A 23,161-nucleotide genomic window follows, 5' to 3' on the forward strand; every position below is an offset into this window, starting at 1 on the left:
CCCTGAGGTTGCCGGTCGCGCAGGCGTTTCGTCCGAGTGGTTAACCTTCGACGCTCAAGAGGCGCGACTCTCAACCTTTTGCATATGCTCGGCTTCGACGAAGTCAGAACTCGCAGCTGGTGTTTTTGCAGCTATGGCCGCCGGCGCCTTTGCAGCGTAAAGCCGCAACGCGCCGACGATCAACGCTACTGGTAGCGCCGCAAATCCGATTGCTGCGAAAGCGCTGGACGCTGACCAGCCGGCGCCGACCAACGCGCCGATCACAATCGGTCCGCCTGCACCACCAAGGCGACCCACACCCAACCCCCAGCCCACCCCGGTCGAACGCATCGTGGTCGGGTACAGCATCGCGGCTAGAGCAACCATGCCGGCGTGCCCGCCCCCGGCAAGAAATCCACTCAGTGTCTGGAGCATGACGACAGGCGCGAACTCCGGCGCGGCCAGGCCGGTGAGCGCGATTGTGACGCTGGCAACGACGAAAGTCGTGATGAGCGTGCGATAAGGACCAAAGTTGTAGATGAGATAGCCCGCGAGCGAGGCGCCGATGATGCCCCCGATGTTGTTGAACGCCAGCACTGCGGAGGCTTGCGCAGGTGTTACATTCAGGTGGCCCAATAGAGTGGGCGTCCAGACGATCATGCCGAAGAGCACAAAATAATCGGCGAAGAACGCTATCCACACGAGAATGGTCGTGAGCGCGCGACCGTCGACGAATAGAAGCTTAACCGGTGCGCCAAGATGTCTCTCTTCCTCGACGAAAAAGCGGGAGACGTCGGAATAGTCCGACCTCGTCAATTGGCCAAGAAGCCTGCTGACGCGGCTTGCTTGATACCCGCGCATAACAGCAAAAATTACCGATTCGGGAAGAGCTAACGCGACAAGCAAGGCGGCCACGAAAGAAGCGGCTCCTCCGATGTAAAAGAGCCACTGCCATCCAAGTGAAGGCAGCACTATTGGTCCCAAAAATCCGACGGCGACACCGCCGCCCGGAATTGCGGCCCAAAGGATCGTCACCAGACGAGATCGCCATTTTCGCGGTACACACTCTGTTGCGATGCTCACGAAGCAAGGTGTTGCGGCGCCAAAGCCGACACCGGCGAGGACGCGCACGACCATAAAGAGGTCGAATTGCAGAATCAGCGGCGTGACGAAAGTGCAGAGCGCAAATAGCGTGGTTGAGAGTAATAGGATCGGTTTTCGGCCGAATTTGTCGGCGCACGGCCCACCGATAAGCGCACCGAAGATGAACCCCCATGAATTCGCGGAAAACACGAGGCCGAGCTGTGTTGGCTGTAGCTTCAGCGCAGCCAGAATGCCCGGACCAGTAACCCCAGCTACTTGAGAATCAAAACCGTCCATCATCGCGACGAACATGCAGATTGCGATGATAGCAATCTGGCGGCCACCTAGCCGTGTGTTGTCGATGATCTCAGTGACGTTAATCGCGCCGGCGCCGATCGGCTCACCACTGCTCCTGACAGATATGCTTGACATACAATCCCCTTGCGATCGCGAAAAGTCCCAGCTGGATATTCCGTTTCGGCACTAATCGTCACAAATGATTTTTTGTGCCGCGATGCATGAGTTAGTCGCAAATCTAGCGAGCTAAGAAGTCCTGGTGCGTCGCACACTGAATATGGCAACGCAGCACCACAGGGTATTGCCGAAGCGGCGCAAGAGCCGATTGTGCCAAGACCTCGCCGCGAGATTCTTATCCAGATCGGTCACCCCGAGTTGGCCTGGGCGTCGCGCATTGCGTCTGTCTTATTTTCACGTCCAACGTTATGGACAGCTCCGGCACAGCGCGGACGGACGCTTGCGACCGCCAATCGAGCAATGGATCATTCAGCGATACGAGCCTTCGAAGGTATTGGCATGCTCGATGCTCTGACTAGCAAAAAGCTAGCTCCGCTGCGCAACATCCTCGAACGGAACAAAGGAGCGCAGCTCGGGAGAAATCAAATTCGTCCGAGTTCGAGGAGATCTCTCGGCTGTTAAAGTCCTATGAGTGGCCGCGGGGCGTTTTCATCGATCTCCACGGCCATCGTCCCACGCCCGGCGACACATCCTGAATGCGTTCGCTGAGACATAGCTGTCGATGTACGACGATCACTGATCTCTTTGTTTCAGAGCCTCAGAACTCGAGGCCAGATCCGACCGATGATCGTGCGCAGTCGAATCTATTCCAAGAGTTTTCGATTTCGCACACCGGTCGACTGGATCCACCTCTTTGCGGCGTCTGAAGCATGTACTGAAAAATCCTCAGCTGGCCATGATTTTTATGTTCGTGACTTTCGCGTTGCCTGAGTGTCATGAATGCGCAAATTTTTTTTCCTTCAAGAGGCTTGTGCAGGCCCCTTCTGACTAAAAGCCGCCGCGGCTACTGAGCCATCAAACTGTTGGGCCCGCAAGGCAGATCCGCATGAGCAAGATTCGCATCGCCCACCTGGCCGGTCCCGAGGCAACGATCCAGAACACGCCTCCATTGGTAACCTCCAACAAGGCCCGGGTGCGCAAGGGTCTGCCGCCCCGCAGCGCCGACAAAGGTCTCGACGCTAAGTTTGACGCATTGCGAGCGCAACGTCTGGCCGCACCCGTAAAGGTCTATGTGGAGCAGTTCTCGGCGCATCCGCTCGAGGCGGACAGCGCGGAGCTCTATGGTCCGCCCGACGGCTACATCGACGTTGACGGCACTTTCAGCCGCGAGCGGAAGAGCCCGAACGATAAGCCCGTCTACGAGATTGAGTTGCTGCCGGAAGACGGGCTGTACCCGCTTCCATATATGGCGATGCAAAAGGATGGATCGGCGTGGGAAGAGGAATCCATCGCGCCGTTCAGTCCGCTTGCTCGACAAGGATTCTTCCCGGACGGATCCCGCAGCTTCGAGGAGATCGACCGCTTCTCGATCAGCGACGACGGCACAGTAAACATAATCGGCACGCGAGCTGAAATCGATTTTTATCGCGTCCTACCAACCGGCGGCTATTCGAAGGGCCTACCGGCTAACAAGCGCACCGATGTCGGCGAAGGAGACATTCAGCCGGAGAAAATGGGCCGCGATTTCTATGCGTATAAGCCGTTCCACCTTGCTAAAGGACCATCCCGCCCGGCGTTGGCCGAGATGACCAATCGTGTCCAAGCCGTGATGGCCTCAGGAAAGTATGAGGGGGCGATTTTCACGCAAGGATCGCCGTATATTGAGGAATCAGCCTATTGGTTCAGCCTGCTGATCGATACCAACAAGCTGATTTGTTGCAACGCCGCGCAACGCGCCCACGGGCAGATCGGTAACGACGGTCCACGCAATATCGTGGATTCCGTTTCGTTCATCGAGTCGGGAATCTGGAAAGACACCGCCGATAACAACCGATGTGGCGCCGTCGTAATCCAGGAGCAGCAGGTCTTTGCGGCGCGTGAGGTCGCTAAGGTCGATGCGCGCCCAGGTGGCTACACGGCTACTGGCGGACACGGAGGTATTCTTGGTCAGCTCACCCATACCGGCATTCCCTTCTTGATGTACGTGCCGGCCTATAAGCATACATCTCAGTCCGAGGTGAACATTACGCGCCTGCCGAATTCGACGAAAGCTATCCGCCGCGGAGAATGCGGTGTCGAGCTTGTCGAGGTGCAAATCAAGGATGCCGCGGGCAAATTGCTTCCCGATGCCATTCCGTCCGTCACAATCCTTAAGGACGGTTACTATGTGACCGATGCGTACGGCGACGACCCGGCCACGGAGCCCGATTTGGATTTCTTGATTCAACACCGGCTCAGCACCAGCCGCCTGGCGGGATTTGTTCAAGAAGGAGCTACGCCTTACGGTATCGCTCCTTCGCACGTTCGCGGTGAGATGCTGAACCGCGCCTGCCTGTCTGGCATTCCAGTCGTGCGCGTCGGACGTGGTTTTCCAGAAGGCTTCCCCGATCCGATGCCGTTCACGATATCGGGTCGGAACCTGACGTCGACAAAAGCGCGGCTGCTACTTATGGCATGCCTCATGAAGCTTGGCTCACTGCCGGCGGCCGCAGACCCCGGGAAGCCAACGCGCGAAGAGATGGCTCAGTTCATGGCGGCAAAGGCCAAGTACCAGGAAATCTTCGACAGCCATTGATTGAGGTGGAGAGCATAACCCGTCGCTCGTGCGACGATTGGCGCTCTGCTCGAGCATTGCGTCAATCCCATCTCGTTTGACGGGAATGGAGACGGATCGCAACTTGCATTTTGGGGGAAATGAAATGGACGCCGCATTCGTAGTCTTGGTGGTGAAGAGGATCCTGGGCGTAGCGGCAGCAGTCTCGATCGCTGCAGTCAGTCAGGCCGTGGCAGCAGAGCAGCCTGTCAAGGTCAAACCCGTAAAACCCGTCCCCGATCTGCCGTTCTTCTTCGTAAACGATAACCGGGTGACCTTTTCATGGATGCCCAAGGGCGCCGATGCAGGGTTCTTTTCCGTTAACCCCGATGGCTCGATCAACGGGACTAACGCGAAGCAAGTCTATTCGTTTACTCACTTCGATGCATGGGTGTACGGCACGAACTTCTTTTCCATCTCAATGTACAAGTCGGATCACAACGCTCCCGCGGTGCCTTGCGTCGCGTCCGGGATCACCGTCACCGGTGGTGCTGGGGGCTGCGCCGGTAACACAGAGTTTTACGGTCTATTTCGTTCCACCTTCGGCTGGAATCAGCTCTTCAACACGCAGGCCTTCACGGTCGGCCCGCTGCACAACATCTCGTTCGAAGTTGGCATGGACGCCTTCACTTCGAACAATTTTGTGGCCGCGGCCACGCGTGATGTCGTTGCTGGCTTGCAGTTCGCTTTTGATCTCCCGTACAAGGGTTACATCAACGTCGCACCGTTGTTGTACTGGGAATTCGCAGAACACTCCGGATTCACACAATGTGGTCTGTTCGGTCCTGGCGTGGCGGGGATAACTTGCAATCCTGACGGCAACATCTCGTACAAGCCTACTTGGGCCGCCGAGATAAATTACTACATGGACCTTGGATTCTTGCCGCCGTCCATGCAGTACTTCTCGATCAGCGGCCGGGCCGGCTGGTATGGTCCGAAAGGTGATTCATTGGGCCTGCCCGCGAGTTCTGGTCCGGGCCGCTTCAGCACTGCGTCGAAGATCGAGTTGAATAGCGAACCGATCCGACTGACGTTTGATGCCTCGAAAGCGGCTTGGGGCGAGAAATATTCGCACTTTGTCGACCTCTGGGTCGCTTATCGGTACTGGCAGAACAGGTTAGGCTTCGATCATAACGCAACACCCGGCATTTGTACGATCGCAGCGACCGGTCAAAACACCAACACCTGCACTGAATCGACAGTCTACGCCGGCATCACGATGAAGTTCTGATCCAACTGTTCGGGTCTCCCAGGACTAACAGTGATGCCGTATTGGCCCGATCATCGGCGCCGCACCGACCTAATGTCCGGAATCATCTCGAGTATGCGGAAGCGCGCGGGTGTGGACGTCGAAACAGGCAGCTTGAAACCAAAACATGAGGTGTTCGGATGGCCGAGTTTCTCTTGGTACATGGTGCGTGGCACGGTTCTTGGTGTTGGGACGACTTGATTCCCTTTCTTGCGGCGCGCGGACACGCGGCGCACGTTATGGATCTGCCGGGACTCGGCGACGACAGAACGCCGCTGGGCGACGTGACGTTGGATGCTTACATTTCGTGCGTAACCGATCGAGTCAAGCGGATAGATCGGCCGCTGTGGCTCGTCGGTCATTCAATGGCAGGAATTCCGATCACGCAGGCGGCCGAAGGGGTGACCGATAACCTGAAGGGCCTCATCTATGTCACCGCGTTCATTCCGGCTCACGGTCAATCGTTGATACAGTTAGCTATGGCGGACAGCGAGAGCCGGTTAAACGCCGTGATGGTTCAAGATCAAGCGAATGGTACGGCTAGGGTGCCCGAAGAGCATCTCCGTGAATGCTTCTATAGCCTGTGCGACGAGCGTTCCTTTAAGAAAGCCCTAGCCAGACTTTCGCGAGTGCAGGCCAGCTTGCCAGCAATCACCCCGGTTTCGCTTTCCGGAAAATTGGACCGTATCCCGAAGTTCTATGTGGAATGTCTCCAAGATAAGGCGATTTCGATCGAGGCTCAACGCCGCATGCATCGCGCGGCCACGGTTGCCCGAGTTACCACACTGGATTCCGATCATTCTCCCTTCTTCTCGTGTCCGGATCGGCTTGCAGCCCTGATGGACGAGTTGGTCATGGATGAAGCCGCCCTCCGCTAGACAGCGGATCTGACCAAAGCAGTTTTTCCTCGTCAGATTCGTTCGGCTTTCAATGTGGGCGGTCCCGCCTGTCAGAGCTCGTTTGACACTCCCCGCGATACGACTTGACCATATTGCGATACAGATGCATTGTTTGGCGGTACATGCGCGGTCCGGGTTTCTGGCATGAGGTGCGACCCGCAAAGGCAATGAGAAACCCAAAAGGAGGAGCGTCATGGATTTTCTCTTGAACGCTTGGTACTTCGCCGCTTGGAGCGCGGACATCAAGCAGGGCACACCATTTACGCGGACGCTGCTCAATCGCCCTCTCGTTTTTATCCGGCCGGAGAATGGAGCCCTCGTCGCCTTCGACGATCGCTGTCCGCACCGTGCGTCGCCGCTATCGATGGGCAGGCTCGAAGGCGGCCGCATCGTCTGCGGCTATCACGGCCTTGAGTTCGATTTCACCGGTGCCTGCGTGCGCAATCCTCATCCGTCAGGAAGAATTCCGCCCGGAGCGCGGCTGCGCAGCTACCCCATTGTTGAGCGACATTCCGGCGTCTGGATCTGGTTTGGCGAGCGCGCCGCCGATCCCTCGCTCATTCCCGATTTCTCCAGGCTCGACGACACCGGGACTAGCGTGACGCGCCGCGACTACATCGTGATGGACGCAAGTTATGAGCTAATTGTCGACAACCTGCTCGACTGCAGCCACACGAGCTTCCTACATGACGGCATTCTCGGCAACGAGCCAATGATCGCGGCTCCGACCGAAATCACGCAAAGCGGCAACACCATCAACGTGATCCGATATGCTCGCAAGGTCCCGCCGCCCGGCATGTTCGACATGCTGTTCCGGCAGGATGGTGCGCCGGTCGACTGCTGGACCGACTTCCGGTGGGATCCACCGAGCTGTCTTCTGCTCGACGTCGGCGTGACGGCGCCGGGGCGACCGAAGCAAGAGGGCACCGGTTTGTTCGGCACGCATATTCTCACTCCGGAGACAGCGCGCACGACGCACTATCATTTCGCGGCGACGCTCTGGAATATCCACGCCAAATCCCAGACGGCAGAGATGCGGGAGAAGATCTCGGACCTCCGCCGGTTTGCCTTCGAGAAGCAGGATCAGCCCATGATCGTGGCGCAGCAGCGGATCATCGACATGACCCCACCAAACCAGCTGGAACGTGTAATGCTGGAGACCGATCTCGGGGTGGTCAGATGGCGGCGTATCATGGAGAAGTTGATTGCAGCCGAGCGCCACCCACCGGATCGGATCGGCGCGGAGGCATAACTACCCGACGGCCCGGACCGCGCTTCGCCAGCCCGCCGGCGGCTATTCCAGCTGTCGCTATGCAGCCATCACTTGCGTCTGCGCCCTTCCGCCAGACGACAAGGTATTTGACGCTGGCCTGGCTCTCGTGAGAGCGGTTGGCTTCGTCTCACAAGCGTCCTCGCCGCAACGATAGGTGCATCGGGCGGCGCCAGCCTGGCCCGTCGTTGCAGAGCGTGGCGATGCCGGCCTAATCCTTACGCGCGATAGCCGCTCCGCCCTCGTCGATGGTGCGGCACACTGCACCATCGCTCACGACATCCTCGCGGCTCGATCGCCGCGATTGTGCGGCCGATGCGAGACGACGCTGTGACTAGCAATGGACATTGAGCGCCATGGAGCGCGCCAGCAAGGCAAGGCGCGCGAAGCGGCTCCTCAGCAGATGCGTTCGTCCTCTATTGGTGCTGCGCAGGGGCTGCTGGTGAGAGGTCATATCCATCAGGCCTCAAGCATTCTTGACCGAAATACGATACAGATGTATTGATTAGCGATACAGGCGCCAGAGCGATAGTCGAGCGGCTAGGGAGAAATGCATGTCGATCAACGTCCGAGGTATCGAGTTTCAGGCCAATCTCGACAATCCGATGGGCTTGGAATTCTACAATTTGTCCCATCGCTTCGGCTTCCAGTCGCCGAACTGGCCGTACTTCGAAGACGTCAAGATCGAGCGTATCCACTACATGGCGAAGTCGGGCGTGCTGTCGCAACGCATCACGACCAGCATGCACAACACCACCCACATCGACGCGCCCGCGCACGTCGTGGAGGGCACGCCCTTTATCGACGAGGTGCCATTGCCGCATTTCTTTGGCTCCGGCATCGTTGTCTCGATCCCGAAGAACTACTGGGAGCCGATCACCTATGACGATCTCGAAAGAGCGGCCGGCAAGGCGGTGCGGCCCAACGACGTTGTGATCGTCAACACCGGCTGGCACCACAGGTATCGCGACAGCGAGGAGTATTTCTGCAAGTGCCCGGGGTTCGTCCCGTCCGCCGGCGACTGGTTCGTCGAGAAGAAAGTGAAGGTGGTCGGCCACGATACCCAGGCCAATGATCATCCGCTCGCTACCGCGATCGGTCCGCACCGCAACGGCCCGCTGCACCCGCACCTGGCGGACGAATACAAGAAGTGGTCCGGCGGGCGGGACTGGAAGGAAGATCATCCCGAGTGGGAGCCCGTGCACCGCAAGCTCTTCACCAACGGCATTCTCGGCATCGAGAATGTGGGCGGCGATCTCGACGCAGTCACCGGTAAGCGTGTCACCTTCGCGTTCTTTCCCTGGAATTGGGACCGCGGTGACGGCTGCATCATTCGCCTCGTCGCTATGATCGACAAATCGCAGAAATACCGGATCGAGGGCGGCACTAGCTTCGGCCCCGCCGCATAAGGCGCGAGCGTACCAACGTCAGAACGCGGGAGGACGTGCATGCATGTGAAGCGCTTTGCCGATGCCAAACCCTATGAGGCGCCGAACCATCGCGGTGTGGTCGGCCTGCGACTGCAGGGTTTTGAGGCCGGCGGTCCCACCAATCAATGGGTCGGCTATTCGCTATTCCTGCCCGGCGGCGGCGCGGGGCCCGACTCCACGCCGTTCGAGAAGGTCTATGTTGTTCTGGAAGGGCACATGACGGTCGTCGTCGACGGGCGGGAGACGGTGTTGGGTCCGATGGACTCCTGCACTATCGCGCCAGGCGAGGTGCGCGAGATCGTCAACCGCGAGAACGACATCTGCAAGATGCTCGTCGTGATTCCCTATCCGACGGGAGCGAAGCCATGACCGGCGCGCCGACCGATCCGCTCTCGCTGTTTTCGGTGGCGGGCAAGGTTGCCATCATCACCGGTAGCTCTGGCGCGTTCGGTGCCGTTGCCGCAGAGACGCTTGCGTCGGCTGGAGCCAAGCTGGTGCTGACGGCGGGCAAGGCCAAGGAACTCGCCGAGATTGCCGCCGAGTGCCGAACGCGCGGCGCCGAGGTCGAGGAGATTTCCGGTCGCCCCACCTCCGAAGCGGTCTGCGATGCCATCGTCGCCAAGGCGGTCGAACGGTTCGGTCGCGTCGACATTCTCGTCGTTGCTTCTGGCAAGAACGATGTGGCGAAGATCGTCGACATGGCGCCCGAGCGCTTTCTCGAGCTGATGGACGCCAACGTCACGCAGAGCTGGCTGATGTCGCGCGCTGCCGGCCGCCAGATGCTGGCGCAAGGCGAGGGAGGCAAGATCATCCTGATGTCTTCGGCGCGCGGCCTTTTGGGGCACCCCGCTGGCTACACCGCTTACTGCGCATCGAAATCCGCAGTGGACGGCATCACGCGGGCGCTTGGATGCGAATGGGGACCGACGGGAATCACCGTCAACGCCATCGCGCCGACTGTTTTCCGCTCGCCACTGACTGCCTGGATGTTCGGGGACGACGAGCGGGCCACGACAACACGGGCAGGGTTTCTCGCGCGCGTGCCGAAGGGGCGCCTTGGCGAACCCGCGGACCTCTCGGGTCCCTTGCTGTTCCTCGCCTCGAGGGCGTCGGACTTCTACACCGGCCATATCCTCTATGCCGACGGCGGCTATACGGCGGGGTAAGTCCTGACGGTGTGGATCGCGATTCTGGGGGCGGCCTGATGGGGCATGGCATCGCGCAGGTCTTTGCCAGCGCTGGTCACCACTTCCGCATCACCGATCCCATGCGCGAAGTGCGGGAAGGGATTCTGCCGCGCATTAAGGCTTCCTTAGACGCCCTCGGCCATGACGAGTCTGCGCTGTCAGGATCGAAGCGTCCAACACGCTGGGACGTCGCGTCGCCGACGCTGATCTCGTCGTTGAGGCGGTGCCGGAGTATCTCGAGCCGAAACAGCAGATACTTGCCGATATCGGAGCGCGCGGAGCGGGGCGGCCTGACCCACTGCCGCTGGCCGCCGAGCCTCGCGGGCCGGTTGCGGAACTCGCGCTGAGGCCGCCGCGCGCAGCAATGGCGTGACCGTCGACCGCATCAAGCTCGTCATCCAAATCGTCGCGAGATCGGCCACCGCAATGGTCGGCGGGCTAATCTTCCTGCAGCGGCTCCGCGTGGATGCGGGATTCAGCGTCAACGACTGCACCGCCATGATCAACTTCATGATCGGAGGCATCGGAACGTTCGAAGGACCGATCCCGGGCGCGCTGATCTACGTTTTTCTTGACGAAACGCTCTCAACGTTCAGGCCGGTCTACCTTATCATCCTGGGCGCGGCGGCTATCGCCGTCATGCTAATCGAGACGCGGGCATCTGGTGGCTTCGTCCGATCCCGTTGGAGCGTGCAATTGCTTCCGCTGGGCTTTCGGGTCGAGAAGTCCGGACCTGCGAATTAAACTCGCCTGTCTGGACTAGCTTTCAGGGTCGAAGACGGAACAGGGCTTCCGCATTGCCGTGGCAGACCAGGCGGCGGACGTCATCCGGGAGCGGTGCCGTCTCGATGAACTTCGACGCGATGTCGGAGCGCTCGAACGGATAGTCCACCGAGAATAGTACCCGGTCCTTACCGAGGGAGCCGAGCGCGCACAACAGCGGCTCGGTCGAGCAAACCCCTGATGTTGTCACGACGACATTCCGCTTGAAGTAATCGGATGGCGCCAGCGACAGGCGCTTCGCGCCGCGGTTTGAAATCTCCCAGCGGCTGTCCAGTCGCCATAGCTGGAAGGGAAGCGCCTCGCCCATATGGCCGAGGATCAAGGTCGCCTTCGGAAAGCGGTCGAACAGTCCGGAGAACACCAGGCGCAGAGCGTGGTTGGCCGTCTCGACGCCCCAGCTCCAGACCGGCCCCCAAAGTTCCGGATGGCCCGCATACATCGCCGGCTTGTCGGTGGGATTGCCGGGATGGATGTAGATCGGCGCGTTGAGCGCTTCCGCGCGCTCCCACAGGCCAAAATACCGGGGATCATCCAGATAGGCGCCATTGGTCTGGCCGTTGATCATGGCGCCGACGAAGCCGAGATCGCGGACGCATCGCTCGAGTTCGGCGGCCGCCTCCGTTGGATCCTGAAGAGCGAGATGGGCGAACCCGCCATAGCGCTTCGAGTTGCGTCTGATCTGTTCGGCGAGGTAATCGTTGCCTTCCCGCGCGAGCCGCACTGCAGTCGCCGTGTCCTTCTCGATCTGAACTCCGGGTCCGGCAAGCGAAAGGATGACATGCGAGATGTCGTTAGCATCCATTGCCGCAAGCCGCCGCTCTCCGAAATCGGCCAGCGCATCCAGCGCCTTGTCGAACAGATCGGGGCTGATATTCGCCGAGGTGCTCCTAAAATAGGGAATGAAGGACGGAGCCATGAAGTGCTCCTCAAGGGCGATCTTGCGCATCAGTTATTGCCTCCAGCTCGGGTCTGTTCGAAACGATCTTGCTCTGTCAGTGCGCGACGACGTTCAGGACGGGGTTCATGGCAGCCTCTTCTTGTCACGACTGAGCAAGACAACTGCCACGGCCGCCAGGAAGGGCAGCAAGCCCAGCACAATGAAGATCTCGCTCGGTTTCAATCCGCCACGCAGCATCCCGCCGGTGATCAAGGGCATGCAGACCTGTCCGCCCCGTCCCACGGCGATTGCCCAGCCGAGACCGGTCGATCGCACGAGCGTCGGGTAGAACACCGTTGCAAGTGCGATTACGCCCACGCCCCCAACACCCACGAACAAGCCGCTGAGGAAGGCGGCGGCGTTAGTCGGCCCGGGATAGCCGGGCATCTGCCCGACGGCCATAGTGAAGATGGTGGCGAGCAGGAAAGCGCCGGTCAGCAGCTTGAATGGTCCAATCTTGGAGATGAGGGCGCCGCACAGCATCATGCCGAAGACGGCGCCACCATTGTTCAGGGCAACCGTCGTGAAAGCTTGCGAGTGCTGAAGGCCGTTCGGCTGCACAAGCAGTGTCGGAACCCACAATGGGATGAACACAAGGATCGTGAACGCGATGTAGAAGATGACCCAGAGCAGAAGCGTCGTCGTCAGCCGGCCTTCGGCAAACAGGCTTCGCACGCCGGCATGTCCATGGGTGTGATCGACCGCCGTGAATTCCTCGCGCTCGCCGATCGGACGTGCCGTGATCTGCTCGGCGATCCGGCGTACGGTTTGCCGCGACTTGCCTTTTAAGGCGAGGAAACGCAGCGAATCTGGAATTGCAAAGGCTAGAACGAACGCAAGGAAAACTGGAACGATGCCGCCGACATAGAAGATCGCCGACCATCCATAGGCCTTGATCAGCCAGGAGCCGAGGAAGGCGCCGGTCATGCCGCCAAGCGGGAAGCAGGCCCACATCAGGCCTATGACGAGCGATCGCTTGCGGGATGGTGTGTATTCGGCTGCAAGCGCGGTGAAGCAAGGCGCCGCGCCGCCAAGGCCGAGGCCCGCCAGAAAGCGCAATACCAGCAGCGTCTCGAACGAGGTCGAGGCGGCCGTCAAGAGGCTAAAAAATCCGAAAATCAACACCGAAAGGATCATCGTCAGCTTTCGACCGATGTGGTCGGCCAGTGTACCGAGTCCCAGCGCCCCGGTGAGCGCGCCAAGAAGGCCGGCCGAAAAGATTGGTGCCAAGCCGGCCGGCGTCAGCGAAAGCAACTTGGCGAGTTCGGGTGCGGCAATCCCAATCGATTGCGTGTCGATGCCGTCGATAATCGATGTAAACCCGCACAGCGCGACGATGCGTATCTGAAGCGGGCTAAAGCGGGACCCGTCGATCAAGGCACCCACATCTGTCGTGCGAGGGTTCATGGATTCCTCAACCGCTTGCAATTTATTTATCCTGGTCGTGCGTCTTCAATGCACCGATACGACGCACTTCCTGATGCCGCGCAGCACGTTGTTGACACCGCGCTCCATCTCGAGCAGCTCGAAACGCTTAACGCGCTTGGTAAGCGCGCTGAGCAGCGCCCGAATCTCCATGCGCGCGAGGTTGTTGCCGACGCATTGATGTTCGCCGAACCCGAATCCCAGATGCTCGTTGGTGCCGCGGCGGTTCACCTGGAAATGGTCGGCATCATCCCACCTGCGCTCGTCGCGGTTGGCCGAGCCAAACAGCAAGATGGCGCGCGAACCCTTGGGCAGCCGCACGCCGTCCATCTCGTGATCTTTCGCGACGTAGCGCGAAAAAGCCTGGATTGGGCTTTCGATCCGGATTGCCTCGTTGATCGCCTGCGGCAGCAGAGCGGGATTGCCGCGCACGATGTCCCATTCCGCCGGATGCCGCGCGAACAGCCAGATCGCGCTGATAGTCGCGAAGATCGTCGTGTCCAGCGACGGGCCCATGTAGTCATTCATCAGGAACGGGCAGATCGTCGGATCGATCTCGCCGCGGTCTGCCGCATCCCAGATCATCTGCGCCCAGCCGCCGGGTTTGAGCTTGCCCGGAACGCATTGGGTGAAGGCGTAATGAACCATCTCGCCGACGACGGGGAAGGCGGCCGTGGTCCGCGCGTTGATCGGCCCGAAGCAATCGAAATTGGCCGGTGCCCAGTCGAGCATGCGCTCGCGCCCTTCCTCGGGCAGGCCGACCAACTCGGAGACGATGGAGACGGGCAGGTGCGGCGCAAGCTCGGACGCGACGTCAAATGTTCCCTTGGCGACGACCTTTTCCACGATCGCCTCCGCTTCGGCCGTCACGCGCTCGCGCAGCGAAGACAGCGCCTTTGGCGTGAGAGGGCGCTCAATCACCTTGCGCAGTGTTTCATGGTTCGGTGGATCGCTGCAGAGCAGTCCGCCCTTCAGCTTCTCGTTCATCTCATCGTTCATCGTCACGCCACCGGCCGACGAGAACACTTCCCAGTTCTCAAGTGCGCCGCGCACCTCGGCATAGCGTGGCAGCACGAACATACCGTAGGCGTCGAGCCACACCACCGGCCCGAGATCGCGCAATTTCCGATAGACCGGGAACGGGTCAAGCAGCGCGTCAGTGGTGAAGAGCTCGAGCGACGAAGAAGGAGCCCTTGGCATGTTAATCCTCCTGCATTTCCACACTCTGGATCTCGATACCTGCAGGGCAGGCCGTCTCCAGTCGGTCATTTCGCTCGCGTTGGCCGCGAGTCACATTGTCGATCTCAGATGTCGAAGATCTTCTTTTCGGTCTTGTGCAGGCATCCGCTGGCACCGTTCGCCGCACGCGAGAGGTGTGCCGCGTCGATGACTGTTTGAACGCAAGGGATCAGGCGACAAGCCATCCTTCGATCCTCTCCGCATCTCCTCCGAGGACGCTCTTGTTTAACCGGCGCCTGATCCGCATGTACCGTAATGCGGTATACATGTATCATACAGCGATTATGCTCGCAAGGTCCGCGGCGCTTCTCTTTCGCGTCCGATCCAGTTACGAAAGCACCATGAAGAAGAAAGCTGTCCAGCGTCACGGCATCCCCGCCGCTGACAAGAACCAGATCCAGGTGATTTCCCGCGCGGCCGCCATCCTTCGCGTTGTGGAGGAGGAGGCGACGGGTCTTAGTCTCGGTCAAATCGCGACCCGGGTGGACTTGGCGCGCTCGACTGTGCAGCGGATCGTCAATGCGCTGGTTGCTGAGGGCTTGCTGTTTATGGCGGGCGCAGCCGGGAGCGTGGTGCTTGGTCCTGCGCTGCTACGGCTCGCGCGCACCTCGGGTCCTCAATTCGCGGAGATCGCACGGCCTCAGCTCATTAAGCTGTCGGGCGATCTTCAGGAAACGGTGGACCTCGCTGCCATCCGCAAGGACCGCGCAATCTTCATCGATCAGATTGTTGGTCCGCAGCGCTTGCGTACGGTTTCGGCCATCGGTGAATCCTTTCCGTTGTACTGTACGGCAAACGGAAAGGCGCATCTAGCAACGTTGGAGAACAGCGAGGTCGAAAACCTGCTGGGCCGCTCGTTCGAGCGGCGAACCGCCACTACGATCACCAACCTCAACGAACTGCTGTCCGAACTCTCCGAGATCCGGACCCGCGGTTTTGCCATGGACCGAGAAGAGCACACGCTTGGCATTTGCGCCGCGGGAGTTGCCGTGAAGGATCACCTCGGTAATCCTCACGCGATCTCAGTTCCGGTACCGACTGCGAGGTTTGTAAACGAAGAAGTGAACATCACGAAGCAATTGCTGAAAACCAAGACCCAACTGTCGAAGCTGGTGGAGACGAAGGGCTATCGGTGATCTGCGGGTCGCGCGGCTCTATCTGCCAAGGATACGCGCTCCCGCGGCTCGGATTTTGGTTGCGGCTGGTGGCGCTGCATTCATCTGGGAGCGTCATTTGATCTGCTCGGCGATATTCAGCAATATTAGATAGACCGCGCACAAGAGGTGGTTCTTGTCGAACTGCGAAAGTGCCGCCGACCGGTCGGATGCTTGCGTTGTGGACCAGGCGGCGGCAAGCAAATGGCGCTCCGAGAAGATCTGATCTCGCGCGCATACATTGGCCATCAATAAGTTGAGTTTGTAATCCGTGCTCAGCTGTTTCGATGGGACATCGCCGGCGCAAACGATCTTCCACACAGCCGCGCACAACGCCTTCGTCGGTAACTGTCAGACGCCTCGGCCATTACCTTCCCCGGCTCTGCACCTTTTTAGGATGCGAACTACTCCTGCTTGGCCGCGGCGATCCGTTTCAGCCCAAAATCATAGTTGAGGTGAAAGTGGGAGGTGTTCGTGACCCGGCCATCTGCTGCGCGTCCGGCCGGATAGCGGACGAACTCGCGAACCAGGCTGTCCTTGACGCCAAACACCACGTCGGAGTCGAGGTACTTGTCGCCATCGACGAACACATGCGTCACCAGTTGTTCGAACCCGGGCGCGGAGATCATGAAATGCACATGGGCAGGTCTCCAGGGATGCCGACCTTGCGCTTCCAGCATTTCGCCGACGGGGCCGTTATGCGGGATCGGGTAGGCGGCGGGCTTGATCGACCAGAAATGGAAACGGCCATCGGCATTAGTACGAAACCGCGCCCGCATCGCGAGATCGCCGATCTTGTCGAGCTGCTGCACGTCGTAATAGCCATTATCGTCGGAGTGCCAGACGTCGACCACGGCATCGGCAAGGGGCCGACCATCGACCGCCGAGACCGACCCGGTCACGAGCAGCGGATCACCTTCCATGCCGCCGGAGATGTCGTCGCCGACCTGTCTTTCGGGAGCCGCCTGCACGAAGAACGGGCCGAGTACGGTGGTCTCCGTCGCGCCTTCGGGAACGGGATGATTGATCGCGTCAACCAGCATGGAGACCCCGAGCGTATCCGAGAGCAGGATGAATTCCTGGCGCTTGTCATCGCACATGTGGCCGGTGCGGGTGAGAAAATCGATGCCGTACTCCCACTCCTTCTGGGTCGGACGCACCTCGCGCACAAAGGCATGGAGGTGGCGAACTAAGGCTTCGCTGATCTGCCTGACGCGCGGATCGCTCGCGCCGGCGATCCGCGCCAGCACCGCATCGGTAATTGTATTCTCGTCGAAATTACGCATGAGGCCTCCACGGAACAAAGGTCGGGGGGAAGGGGGCGTCCAGGGGTTCAGACGGCGGTGCTGGCCGTCGTCGGCGGTTCGCCCGACCAGGCGCGGGCGATCAGGTCGCGGATGGCGTTGCGCTCGAGGGGGCGCGGATTCCAATAGGCGTTCGTCACCGCGAGGTCGGCCGCCTTGTCGATGCCGTCCTCGGGCATGCCGAGGTCGCGAAGCGTGAGCTTGGCGCCAAGCCGTCGTGCGAGATCGTAGAGGCCGCGGGCTGCATCGCTCAAGCCCATCGCCCGCCCAATGCGCGTCATCGCGTCAGGTGCGGCCGGCGCGTTGTAGGCCAGTACGTGCGGAAGCACGATGCTGTGCGTCTCCGCATGCGGCAGGTCGAACGTACCGCCGAGCGTATGGCAGAGCTTGTGATGCATCGCCATGCCGACGGCGCCGAGGCACACGCCGCAAAGCCAGGCGCCATAGAGCGCCTCGCTGCGCGCTTCCCGATCGCCGGGCTTTTCGGTGATGCCGGGCAGGGCATGGGTGAGGGCGCGGATGCCTTCTTCCGCCATCAGCGAGGTCACGGGATTGGCGTCGCGTGCGTAGAGGGCCTCTACAGCATGTGCGATCGCATTGATGCCGGAGGTAACGGTCAGGGCGACGGGCAGGGTGAGCGTAAGGTCCACGTCGTAGATCACGGTCTCCGGCAGCACCGCCGAGTTCCGTACCGTGGTCTTCAGGCCATTCTCGGTCTGGCCGAGGATCGGCGTCATCTCCGAGCCGGCATAGGTTGTAGGAATGCAGAGCTGATTGACGCCGGTCCGCAAGGCGAGCGCCTTGCCGAGACCGGTGGTCGATCCGCCTCCGAGGGAGACGACACAGTCGGCCTCGCACGCCTTCATCGCGGCGAGCGCCTGTTCGGTGACCTCGACCGGTGTGTGCATGGTGGCGCCGGAAAACAAGCCGGCATAGAGCGGACCGAGCGTTGCGCCCAAGCTCTTGCCCTGCGCTTCCTGCTGCGGCGTGGTCAGCACCAGGGCACGCCTGCCGCCGAGCCGCTCGACCTCAGTCTTGGCATCGGCAACCGCGCCGCTGCCGAACACGACGCGGCAAGGCAGAGTTTCAAGGGTGAACGAGGGGATCATGTGCCGGCCCTTGCGAGGGGTAGTCGACCTGGAAGCGGCCGATCCGCAAATCGCCCAACGCCTCGCGCACGCGCAGATGTTCCGGATGGTTGGCGTAAGCCTTCAGTGCCGCGCTGTCGGTGAATTCGGAGATCAGTACCACGTCACACGCATAGTCGACGTTGCTAACGTCGATGCCGACTTCGATATGAGTAAGCCCATCGATCCGGCCCTTGAGATCTTCAAACAGGGTCTTGACCCTCGAGCGTGCTTCGGCGCGCTCCTCTGCGGTTTCCCCGCGCAACCGCCACATCACGATGTGCCTGATCGGGGCCGACATTTTCGATTTCCTCGCCTGTTTGTTCTCTCCGAGACCAACATTTTGCCTTGCAGAAATCGGAAATAAAGGCCAAAGGGCGCAAGTCTCTTTTCCGCCTAGTGCAAAAATGGACCGTCTTCTCCAACTTGAGGTCTTCTCGAAAACGGCCGAGCTCGGCAGCCTCTCAAAGGCCGCCGAGACCTTACGGATGTCGAACGCGGCGGCGAGCCGACACCTCAGCGCGCTGGAGGAGCGGCTCGCGGTCCGGCTGATCGAGCGCAATACACGCCGGCAATGGCTGACGGAGGCGGGCCACGAGTTCTTGCAGCGTTGCAGCACGCTTCTGAACGAACTTGCCGAAGCCGAAGGCGCCGTCTCGGACCGCGCGCTGTCGCCTAACGGCATGTTGCGCGTCACGAGTTCGCTGTCCTTTGCGATGATCTATCTGGCGCCGATGCTGCCAGCCTTCCGCGCGCTCTATCCGAAGCTCTCCGTGCAGATCATCGCCGCCAATCGCTATCCCGATTTCATCGAAGCGGGGATCGATGTCGCGATCCGCACCCGCGAGCAGGAGCCGGACTCCAGCATCGTCGTCCGTCGCATCGGTCAGATGCGGCGCGTGCTCGCGGCGGCGCCCGCTTATCTAGCAAGGCGTGGACGGCCTGAGCATCCGGCCGATCTCGCCCGCCACGACATGCTGATTTATAACCATGCCAATGACCCTTATTCGCTGCGCCTCAGCAAGGGCAGTGCGGCCGAGACCGTTCGCATTGCGCCGACTCTCGACAGCAATGACGGCCAAGTGATCCGCGCCGCCGCGCTTGCGGGCCTCGGCATCCTGATCCAGCCGCTTTATATCGTGCAGGGCGACATTCTGGCCGGACAATTGATGCCGCTCCTGGTGGACTGGGAGCTGCCCTTGCTCACCATGAACATCGCCTACCAGAACCGCGTCAGGTTGCCCGCCAAGATCAGGGTGTTTTCCGATTTTCTGGTCAATCACATCCGCGAGCACTCGCACGCAAGGATCTGGATGGACGCAACGAGGCAGACGACGCACACTCCTTCCAATTCCGGCCGTTCGATTCGAAAGCAGAACCCTTGAGAACCAAGACATCCGGTACGGCGTGGCGACATGCCAATGTCGGTCGCCTGCTCAACAATGCGGTGCGGCGTTTCGAGGCACGTGTGCTCGAGCTGATGGGCGAGAGGGGACACGTCGAGACGCGTATCGCCCATGTCAGCCTGACCCGCAATCTCGACGTGGAGGGGACGCGGCTGACCGAGCTCGCCCGGCGAGCTTCGATGAGCAAGCAGGCGATGGGCGAGCTGGTCGATCAATGCGCCGAGCTTGGGTTGGTGGATCGCGTGGCGGACCCGAGCGATCGGCGCGCGCGCATCGTCATGTTCACGCCGGCGGGCCGCAAGTGGCTCGACGCCTTCCGCGATGCGGTCGACATCGCCGAGCAGGAAATGCGCGCCGAGCTCGGCAAGCCAACGATGGACGCGATCCTGAAGGGACTGGTGGTCTATGGCGCGCAGTTCGACACGCTCGATGACCTCAGTTAGTCAGGCTACTTGACGATATGGTCAGGCGACCTTACCATGCAAGATAATGCTGGTAGGGAGAAGCGTCTTGGAGACTCATCTGACGGCCTCGGTGCTCATCGTGGGCGGTGGGCCATGTGGGCTGATGTTGGCCAACGAGCTTGGCCGCCGTGGCGTGTCCGCCGTCCTGGTCGATGAAAAGCCGGGCACGGCGTTCAATCCGCAGGCCAATGCGACGCAGGCCCGCTCGATGGAGCACTATCGGCGCTTGGGGTTCGCGGACGAGATCAGACGCGAAGGCCTGCCCGCCGACTATCCGACCGACGTCGCATATTTCACCCGCTACACGGGCTACGAGCTGGCACGGTTTCAATTGCCGTCATCGTCACGTGCAGGCGAACTGATCAAGGGGCTGTCCGGCTCCTGGAGCGCCGCCGAACTGCCGCATCGCGTCTCGCAGAAATATGTCGAGGCAGTGCTGCGCCGGCATGCCGAGCGGCTGCCTGGAATCAAGCTCAACTACGGCCATCGGCTGATCAGCTACGTTGAGGGCGATGACGGTGTCGTCGGCGAGATCGAGCGTCTGGAGGACGGTCACCGCATACAGGTCCGAGCCGACTTTCTCGTGGGGGCGGACGGGCCGCGCTCGCCGGTCCGGCAGTCGCTTGGGATTGTCTACGGCGGCGAGACGGGAACGCAGCGCGATTTCATGGGCGGAAGGATGCTTGCGGTCTATCTCCGCTCGCCTGATTTCTACGCAAGCGTCCCGCATGCCAAGGCGTGGATGTACAACTGCTTCAACGGCGACCGCCGTGCCTTCATGGCATCCGTGAACGGCCGCGATGAATTCGCGTTCCATACCCAGTTCCGGCCAGGCGAAGATGAGGGTGCAATCACCGTCAACGAAGCCAGGGCCGCGTTCCAGCGCGCTTGCGGCGCGCCGATCGCCTGCGAGGTGCTCTCGTTCCTCACCTGGACCGCAGGTCACGCGTTGGTCGCGAATGGCATGCAGCGGGGCAGGGTGTTCCTTGGCGGCGATGCGGCGCATCTGTTCACGCCGACGGGCGGTCTCGGCTACAACACCGCGATCGAGGATGCGGTCAATCTCGGCTGGAAGCTCGCAAGCGCCGTCAAAGGGACGAGCCCTGTTGCACTCCTTGACAGCTATGAGGTCGAGCGGCGTCCGGTGGCGCTGCGCAACACCAATTATGCGCGCCGCTTCGCAGATTCCCTTGGCCTGTTCGCCCCCGCGTTGGAGATCGAAGACGCCACGGACGCGGGCAGCGACGCGAGACGGACGGCAGGGATCTATCTCGAGCAGCACGCCCGTGCCGAATTCAACATTCCCGGTGTCACATTCGGCGGACGTTACGACGGATCACCGATCGTCGTGTCCGACGGCAGCCTGCCGCCGCCTGATGCTGCAAATGTCTATGTGCCGAGTGCCTGTCCCGGCGGCCGTGCGCCGCATGCGTGGCTGGAGGACGGCGTGTCCTTGTACGATCTGTTCGGGTTCGAGTGGACGCTGCTCCAGTTCGGCGAGGTCGCGTCCGTTCAAGCGCAACTCGGTGAGGCCGCCCGCGTGCTCGGCGTCGACGTGAAGCTCGTCACGCTGCCGAAGTCCCTGCGCGACCTCTACGAAGCCGACCTCGCACTCATCCGTCCCGATCAGATCGTGGCCTGGCGCGGCAGTGCCGCACAGGCCGGAACGCTCGGCCGTGTGCTTGCCCAGGCGCTCGGGCATAGCGCGAGCGGCGGCGCGCGTCTGGCAAGCTGACCAATTCCCGCCGCATCCGCCATGCGGCTGCGCAAGCACTAACAATAAAACGACAATAACACCGGAGGAGAAGAACGTGACGACAGGGACACTCGAGGACTATGATAAGCAGGCGGCTGCTGCCACCGGCCCCGAGCAGACGACGACTAGCCGCAGGCGCATCCTGATCGCCGGCACGATCGGCACGGCGATCGAATGGTATGATTTCTTCATCTACGGCCTGATCGCGCCACTGGTTTTCGATCAGCTCTTTTTCCCGAAGTTCGATCAGCTTACCGCGACCATCGCGGTCTTCGCGACATTTGCCGTCGGATTTCTGGCGCGCCCGCTTGGCGGGCTGGTGTTTGGACATTTCGGCGATCGGCTGGGTCGTAGATCCGTCCTGTTGTGCACGCTGCTCATGATGGGACTGGCGACCATGTCGATCGGATTGCTGCCGACCTACGCCAGCGCCGGTGCGATTGCGACCATCGCGCTTGTCGCCTTGCGCTTCCTTCAGGGCTTTGCGCTCGGCGGTGAGTCGACTGCGGCGATCCTGATGGCGATCGAAACGGCCCCGGGCGACCGGCGCGGCTTCTCGGCCGCCGTGATCCAGGCCGCAGGGCCGGTTGGCGTCGTGCTCGCCTCGTTTGCCGCGCTGGCGATTTCGCGGCTGTCGGAGGCGGACCTGCTGTCCTGGGGCTGGCGCGTCCCGTTTCTGATCAGTGCGGTTCTCGTCGCCCTCGGCGTCTACATGCGGCTGCGTATTGAGGAGAGTGCGGCATTCCGGGAGGCGGGGAAGGCTGAGGCGGTGCCTGCCGTTGAGGCAGTCAAAGGACACTGGCGGCCGATCCTGATCGTCTTTTTCGCAGAAATGGCGCAGACGTCCTATTTCTATCTGACCGCAATCTTCACCATCTCGTTCGCGACGCGCCAGCTTGGCGTCCAAAAGGACGTGATCACGCAAGCCGTGCTGTTCGCCAATCTCGTCGGCCTCGTCGCGATGCCATTGATTGGTGCGTGGTCCGACCGGATCGGACGAAAACGCCTGTTCCTGGCTGGCGTCGCGCTCGCAACCATCTCGATGTTCGCGTTCTACGGCGTCGTCGCGAGCCGTGACACGCTGCTGGTAACGGCCGCGGTGATCCTGGCCGCGGGGCTGATCCATCCTTTGATGTTCAGCACCGAAGGAAGCTATTTCCCCGAACTGTTTCCGACCCGGATCCGCTTCACCGGCGTCTCGATCGGAAAGCAGCTCGGGACGGTGCTTGGCGGCGGTATTGCGCCGCTTGTTGCCACCAGCCTGTTTGCGCAGACGGGCACCACCTACGCGATCACCGGATACTACGTCGCGCTCGCGCTGGCGGCGATGATCGCGCTTGGCTTCGCGCAGGAAACCAGCAGATCGCGGCTGCTCGGCTAGGTCCGGCGTCAGCGCAAGGGA

General features: G+C 61.0%; 23 protein-coding genes and 1 pseudogene. 16 read left to right on the top strand and 8 right to left on the bottom strand.

The genetic code is table 11. The features are described from left to right. Positions 1–54 precede the first annotated feature (54 nt). Positions 55–1,494, bottom strand: coding sequence for an MFS transporter (locus tag BI327_RS35555; protein ID WP_076866017.1), 1,440 nt, complete (start codon positions 1,492–1,494; stop codon positions 55–57). 928 nt (positions 1,495–2,422) lie between these two features. Here BI327_RS35555 and BI327_RS35560 point away from each other — a divergent pair. The 11 genes and pseudogenes from BI327_RS35560 to BI327_RS35600 all read left to right on the top strand — a co-directional run bounded on the left by BI327_RS35560 (position 2,423) and on the right by BI327_RS35600 (position 10,908). Next, positions 2,423–4,111 (top strand): asparaginase domain-containing protein, encoded by a 1,689-nt coding sequence (locus BI327_RS35560; protein ID WP_076866018.1) that lies wholly within the window; start codon positions 2,423–2,425, stop codon positions 4,109–4,111. Between the two features lie 124 nt (positions 4,112–4,235). Further along, positions 4,236–5,360, top strand: a complete 1,125-nt coding sequence (locus BI327_RS35565) for a hypothetical protein (protein ID WP_076866120.1) — start codon at positions 4,236–4,238, stop codon at positions 5,358–5,360. Between the two features lie 158 nt (positions 5,361–5,518). After that, positions 5,519–6,256 (top strand): alpha/beta fold hydrolase, encoded by a 738-nt coding sequence (locus tag BI327_RS35570; protein ID WP_076866019.1) that lies wholly within the window; start codon positions 5,519–5,521, stop codon positions 6,254–6,256. A 214-nt stretch (positions 6,257–6,470) separates the two neighbouring features. Then, a complete protein-coding gene (locus tag BI327_RS35575) occupies positions 6,471–7,529 on the top strand; it encodes an aromatic ring-hydroxylating dioxygenase subunit alpha (RefSeq protein ID WP_076866020.1) in 1,059 nt (352 codons plus the stop codon). Positions 7,530–7,887: 358 nt separating this feature from the next. Next, positions 7,888–8,052, top strand: a complete 165-nt coding sequence (locus tag BI327_RS42520; RefSeq protein WP_159450515.1) for a hypothetical protein — start codon at positions 7,888–7,890, stop codon at positions 8,050–8,052. 49 nt (positions 8,053–8,101) lie between these two features. Then, positions 8,102–8,956, top strand: coding sequence for a cyclase family protein (locus BI327_RS35580; protein ID WP_076866021.1), 855 nt, complete (start codon positions 8,102–8,104; stop codon positions 8,954–8,956). 39 nt (positions 8,957–8,995) lie between these two features. Beyond that, a complete protein-coding gene (locus BI327_RS35585) occupies positions 8,996–9,346 on the top strand; it encodes a cupin domain-containing protein (RefSeq protein WP_076866022.1) in 351 nt (116 codons plus the stop codon). After that, positions 9,343–10,143, top strand: a complete 801-nt coding sequence (locus BI327_RS35590; protein WP_076866023.1) for an SDR family NAD(P)-dependent oxidoreductase — start codon at positions 9,343–9,345, stop codon at positions 10,141–10,143. Before BI327_RS35585 ends, BI327_RS35590 begins: the two co-directional genes overlap by 4 nt. Before the next feature lie 38 nt (positions 10,144–10,181). Then, a pseudogene (locus BI327_RS43820) lies at positions 10,182–10,289 on the top strand (3-hydroxyacyl-CoA dehydrogenase family protein); the annotation flags it as partial. Positions 10,290–10,327: 38 nt separating this feature from the next. Then, entirely contained in the window at positions 10,328–10,537 is a 210-nt protein-coding gene (locus tag BI327_RS43825) for a hypothetical protein (RefSeq protein WP_394329909.1), read from the top strand. Continuing rightward, positions 10,534–10,908 carry a hypothetical protein gene (locus BI327_RS35600; RefSeq protein WP_076866025.1) on the top strand — a complete coding sequence of 125 codons (375 nt, stop codon included), beginning with the start codon at positions 10,534–10,536 and terminating at the stop codon, positions 10,906–10,908. The genes BI327_RS43825 and BI327_RS35600 overlap by 4 nt, the downstream gene beginning before the upstream one ends. Positions 10,909–10,930: 22 nt before the next feature. Here BI327_RS35600 and BI327_RS35605 read toward each other — a convergent pair whose 3' ends face one another. The 3 genes from BI327_RS35605 to BI327_RS35615 all read right to left on the bottom strand — a co-directional run bounded on the left by BI327_RS35605 (position 10,931) and on the right by BI327_RS35615 (position 14,578). After that, positions 10,931–11,893 (bottom strand): amidohydrolase family protein, encoded by a 963-nt coding sequence (locus tag BI327_RS35605; protein ID WP_076866026.1) that lies wholly within the window; start codon positions 11,891–11,893, stop codon positions 10,931–10,933. A 75-nt stretch (positions 11,894–11,968) separates the two neighbouring features. Continuing rightward, positions 11,969–13,291, bottom strand: coding sequence for an MFS transporter (locus tag BI327_RS35610; RefSeq protein ID WP_083742343.1), 1,323 nt, complete (start codon positions 13,289–13,291; stop codon positions 11,969–11,971). A 45-nt stretch (positions 13,292–13,336) separates the two neighbouring features. After that, a complete protein-coding gene (locus tag BI327_RS35615) occupies positions 13,337–14,578 on the bottom strand; it encodes a cytochrome P450 (RefSeq protein ID WP_210191244.1) in 1,242 nt (413 codons plus the stop codon). A gap of 311 nt (positions 14,579–14,889) precedes the next feature. Between BI327_RS35615 and BI327_RS35620 the strand changes: the two genes are divergently transcribed. After that, positions 14,890–15,684, top strand: coding sequence for an IclR family transcriptional regulator (locus tag BI327_RS35620; protein ID WP_076866121.1), 795 nt, complete (start codon positions 14,890–14,892; stop codon positions 15,682–15,684). Between the two features lie 93 nt (positions 15,685–15,777). Here the strand turns inward: BI327_RS35620 and BI327_RS35625 are convergent, their stop codons facing one another. From BI327_RS35625 to BI327_RS35640, 4 genes are all read right to left on the bottom strand, one after another. Beyond that, complete coding sequence (locus BI327_RS35625; RefSeq protein ID WP_143271754.1) at positions 15,778–16,023, bottom strand: hypothetical protein; 246 nt, start codon at positions 16,021–16,023, stop codon at positions 15,778–15,780. 83 nt (positions 16,024–16,106) lie between these two features. Beyond that, entirely contained in the window at positions 16,107–16,988 is an 882-nt protein-coding gene (locus BI327_RS35630; RefSeq protein ID WP_076866030.1) for an intradiol ring-cleavage dioxygenase, read from the bottom strand. A gap of 47 nt (positions 16,989–17,035) precedes the next feature. Continuing rightward, entirely contained in the window at positions 17,036–18,115 is a 1,080-nt protein-coding gene (locus BI327_RS35635; RefSeq protein ID WP_076866031.1) for a maleylacetate reductase, read from the bottom strand. Next, a complete protein-coding gene (locus BI327_RS35640; RefSeq protein WP_076866032.1) occupies positions 18,093–18,434 on the bottom strand; it encodes a Dabb family protein in 342 nt (113 codons plus the stop codon). The genes BI327_RS35635 and BI327_RS35640 overlap by 23 nt, the downstream gene beginning before the upstream one ends. A 106-nt stretch (positions 18,435–18,540) precedes the next feature. Between BI327_RS35640 and BI327_RS35645 the strand changes: the two genes are divergently transcribed. The 4 genes from BI327_RS35645 to BI327_RS35660 all read left to right on the top strand — a co-directional run bounded on the left by BI327_RS35645 (position 18,541) and on the right by BI327_RS35660 (position 23,140). Beyond that, a complete protein-coding gene (locus tag BI327_RS35645) occupies positions 18,541–19,518 on the top strand; it encodes a LysR substrate-binding domain-containing protein (protein WP_076866033.1) in 978 nt (325 codons plus the stop codon). Then, positions 19,515–19,982: a MarR family winged helix-turn-helix transcriptional regulator gene (locus BI327_RS35650; RefSeq protein WP_076866034.1), complete on the top strand. Its 468-nt coding sequence runs from the start codon at positions 19,515–19,517 to the stop codon at positions 19,980–19,982. The genes BI327_RS35645 and BI327_RS35650 overlap by 4 nt, the downstream gene beginning before the upstream one ends. A 46-nt stretch (positions 19,983–20,028) precedes the next feature. After that, positions 20,029–21,738: an FAD-dependent oxidoreductase gene (locus tag BI327_RS35655; RefSeq protein WP_076866035.1), complete on the top strand. Its 1,710-nt coding sequence runs from the start codon at positions 20,029–20,031 to the stop codon at positions 21,736–21,738. A gap of 76 nt (positions 21,739–21,814) precedes the next feature. Then, positions 21,815–23,140 (top strand): MFS transporter, encoded by a 1,326-nt coding sequence (locus BI327_RS35660; protein WP_076866036.1) that lies wholly within the window; start codon positions 21,815–21,817, stop codon positions 23,138–23,140. The last annotated feature ends 21 nt before the right edge of the window (positions 23,141–23,161 follow it).

Origin of the sequence: Bradyrhizobium mercantei, from assembly GCF_001982635.1 — a bacterium.
Classification (GTDB): Bacteria; Pseudomonadota; Alphaproteobacteria; order Rhizobiales; family Xanthobacteraceae; genus Bradyrhizobium; species Bradyrhizobium mercantei.

What these genes read in the sequence shown, in the direction of transcription:
- BI327_RS35565 (WP_076866120.1), top strand. Translation starts at nt 4,236, where the DNA reads ATGGACGCCGCATTCGTAGTCTTGGTGGTGAAGAGGATCCTGGGCGTA.
- BI327_RS35605 (WP_076866026.1), bottom strand. Translation starts at nt 11,893, where the DNA reads ATGCGCAAGATCGCCCTTGAGGAGCACTTCATGGCTCCGTCCTTCATT.
- BI327_RS35575 (WP_076866020.1), top strand. Translation starts at nt 6,471, where the DNA reads ATGGATTTTCTCTTGAACGCTTGGTACTTCGCCGCTTGGAGCGCGGAC.
- BI327_RS35570 (WP_076866019.1), top strand. Translation starts at nt 5,519, where the DNA reads ATGGCCGAGTTTCTCTTGGTACATGGTGCGTGGCACGGTTCTTGGTGT.
- BI327_RS35610 (WP_083742343.1), bottom strand. Translation starts at nt 13,291, where the DNA reads ATGAACCCTCGCACGACAGATGTGGGTGCCTTGATCGACGGGTCCCGC.
- BI327_RS35635 (WP_076866031.1), bottom strand. Translation starts at nt 18,115, where the DNA reads ATGATCCCCTCGTTCACCCTTGAAACTCTGCCTTGCCGCGTCGTGTTC.
- BI327_RS35615 (WP_210191244.1), bottom strand. Translation starts at nt 14,578, where the DNA reads ATGACCGACTGGAGACGGCCTGCCCTGCAGGTATCGAGATCCAGAGTG.
- BI327_RS35640 (WP_076866032.1), bottom strand. Translation starts at nt 18,434, where the DNA reads ATGTCGGCCCCGATCAGGCACATCGTGATGTGGCGGTTGCGCGGGGAA.
- BI327_RS35590 (WP_076866023.1), top strand. Translation starts at nt 9,343, where the DNA reads ATGACCGGCGCGCCGACCGATCCGCTCTCGCTGTTTTCGGTGGCGGGC.
- BI327_RS35630 (WP_076866030.1), bottom strand. Translation starts at nt 16,988, where the DNA reads ATGCGTAATTTCGACGAGAATACAATTACCGATGCGGTGCTGGCGCGG.
- BI327_RS42520 (WP_159450515.1), top strand. Translation starts at nt 7,888, where the DNA reads ATGGACATTGAGCGCCATGGAGCGCGCCAGCAAGGCAAGGCGCGCGAA.
- BI327_RS35655 (WP_076866035.1), top strand. Translation starts at nt 20,029, where the DNA reads ATGCTGGTAGGGAGAAGCGTCTTGGAGACTCATCTGACGGCCTCGGTG.
- BI327_RS35585 (WP_076866022.1), top strand. Translation starts at nt 8,996, where the DNA reads ATGCATGTGAAGCGCTTTGCCGATGCCAAACCCTATGAGGCGCCGAAC.
- BI327_RS35560 (WP_076866018.1), top strand. Translation starts at nt 2,423, where the DNA reads ATGAGCAAGATTCGCATCGCCCACCTGGCCGGTCCCGAGGCAACGATC.
- BI327_RS35555 (WP_076866017.1), bottom strand. Translation starts at nt 1,494, where the DNA reads ATGTCAAGCATATCTGTCAGGAGCAGTGGTGAGCCGATCGGCGCCGGC.
- BI327_RS35580 (WP_076866021.1), top strand. Translation starts at nt 8,102, where the DNA reads ATGTCGATCAACGTCCGAGGTATCGAGTTTCAGGCCAATCTCGACAAT.
- BI327_RS35620 (WP_076866121.1), top strand. Translation starts at nt 14,890, where the DNA reads ATGAAGAAGAAAGCTGTCCAGCGTCACGGCATCCCCGCCGCTGACAAG.
- BI327_RS35645 (WP_076866033.1), top strand. Translation starts at nt 18,541, where the DNA reads ATGGACCGTCTTCTCCAACTTGAGGTCTTCTCGAAAACGGCCGAGCTC.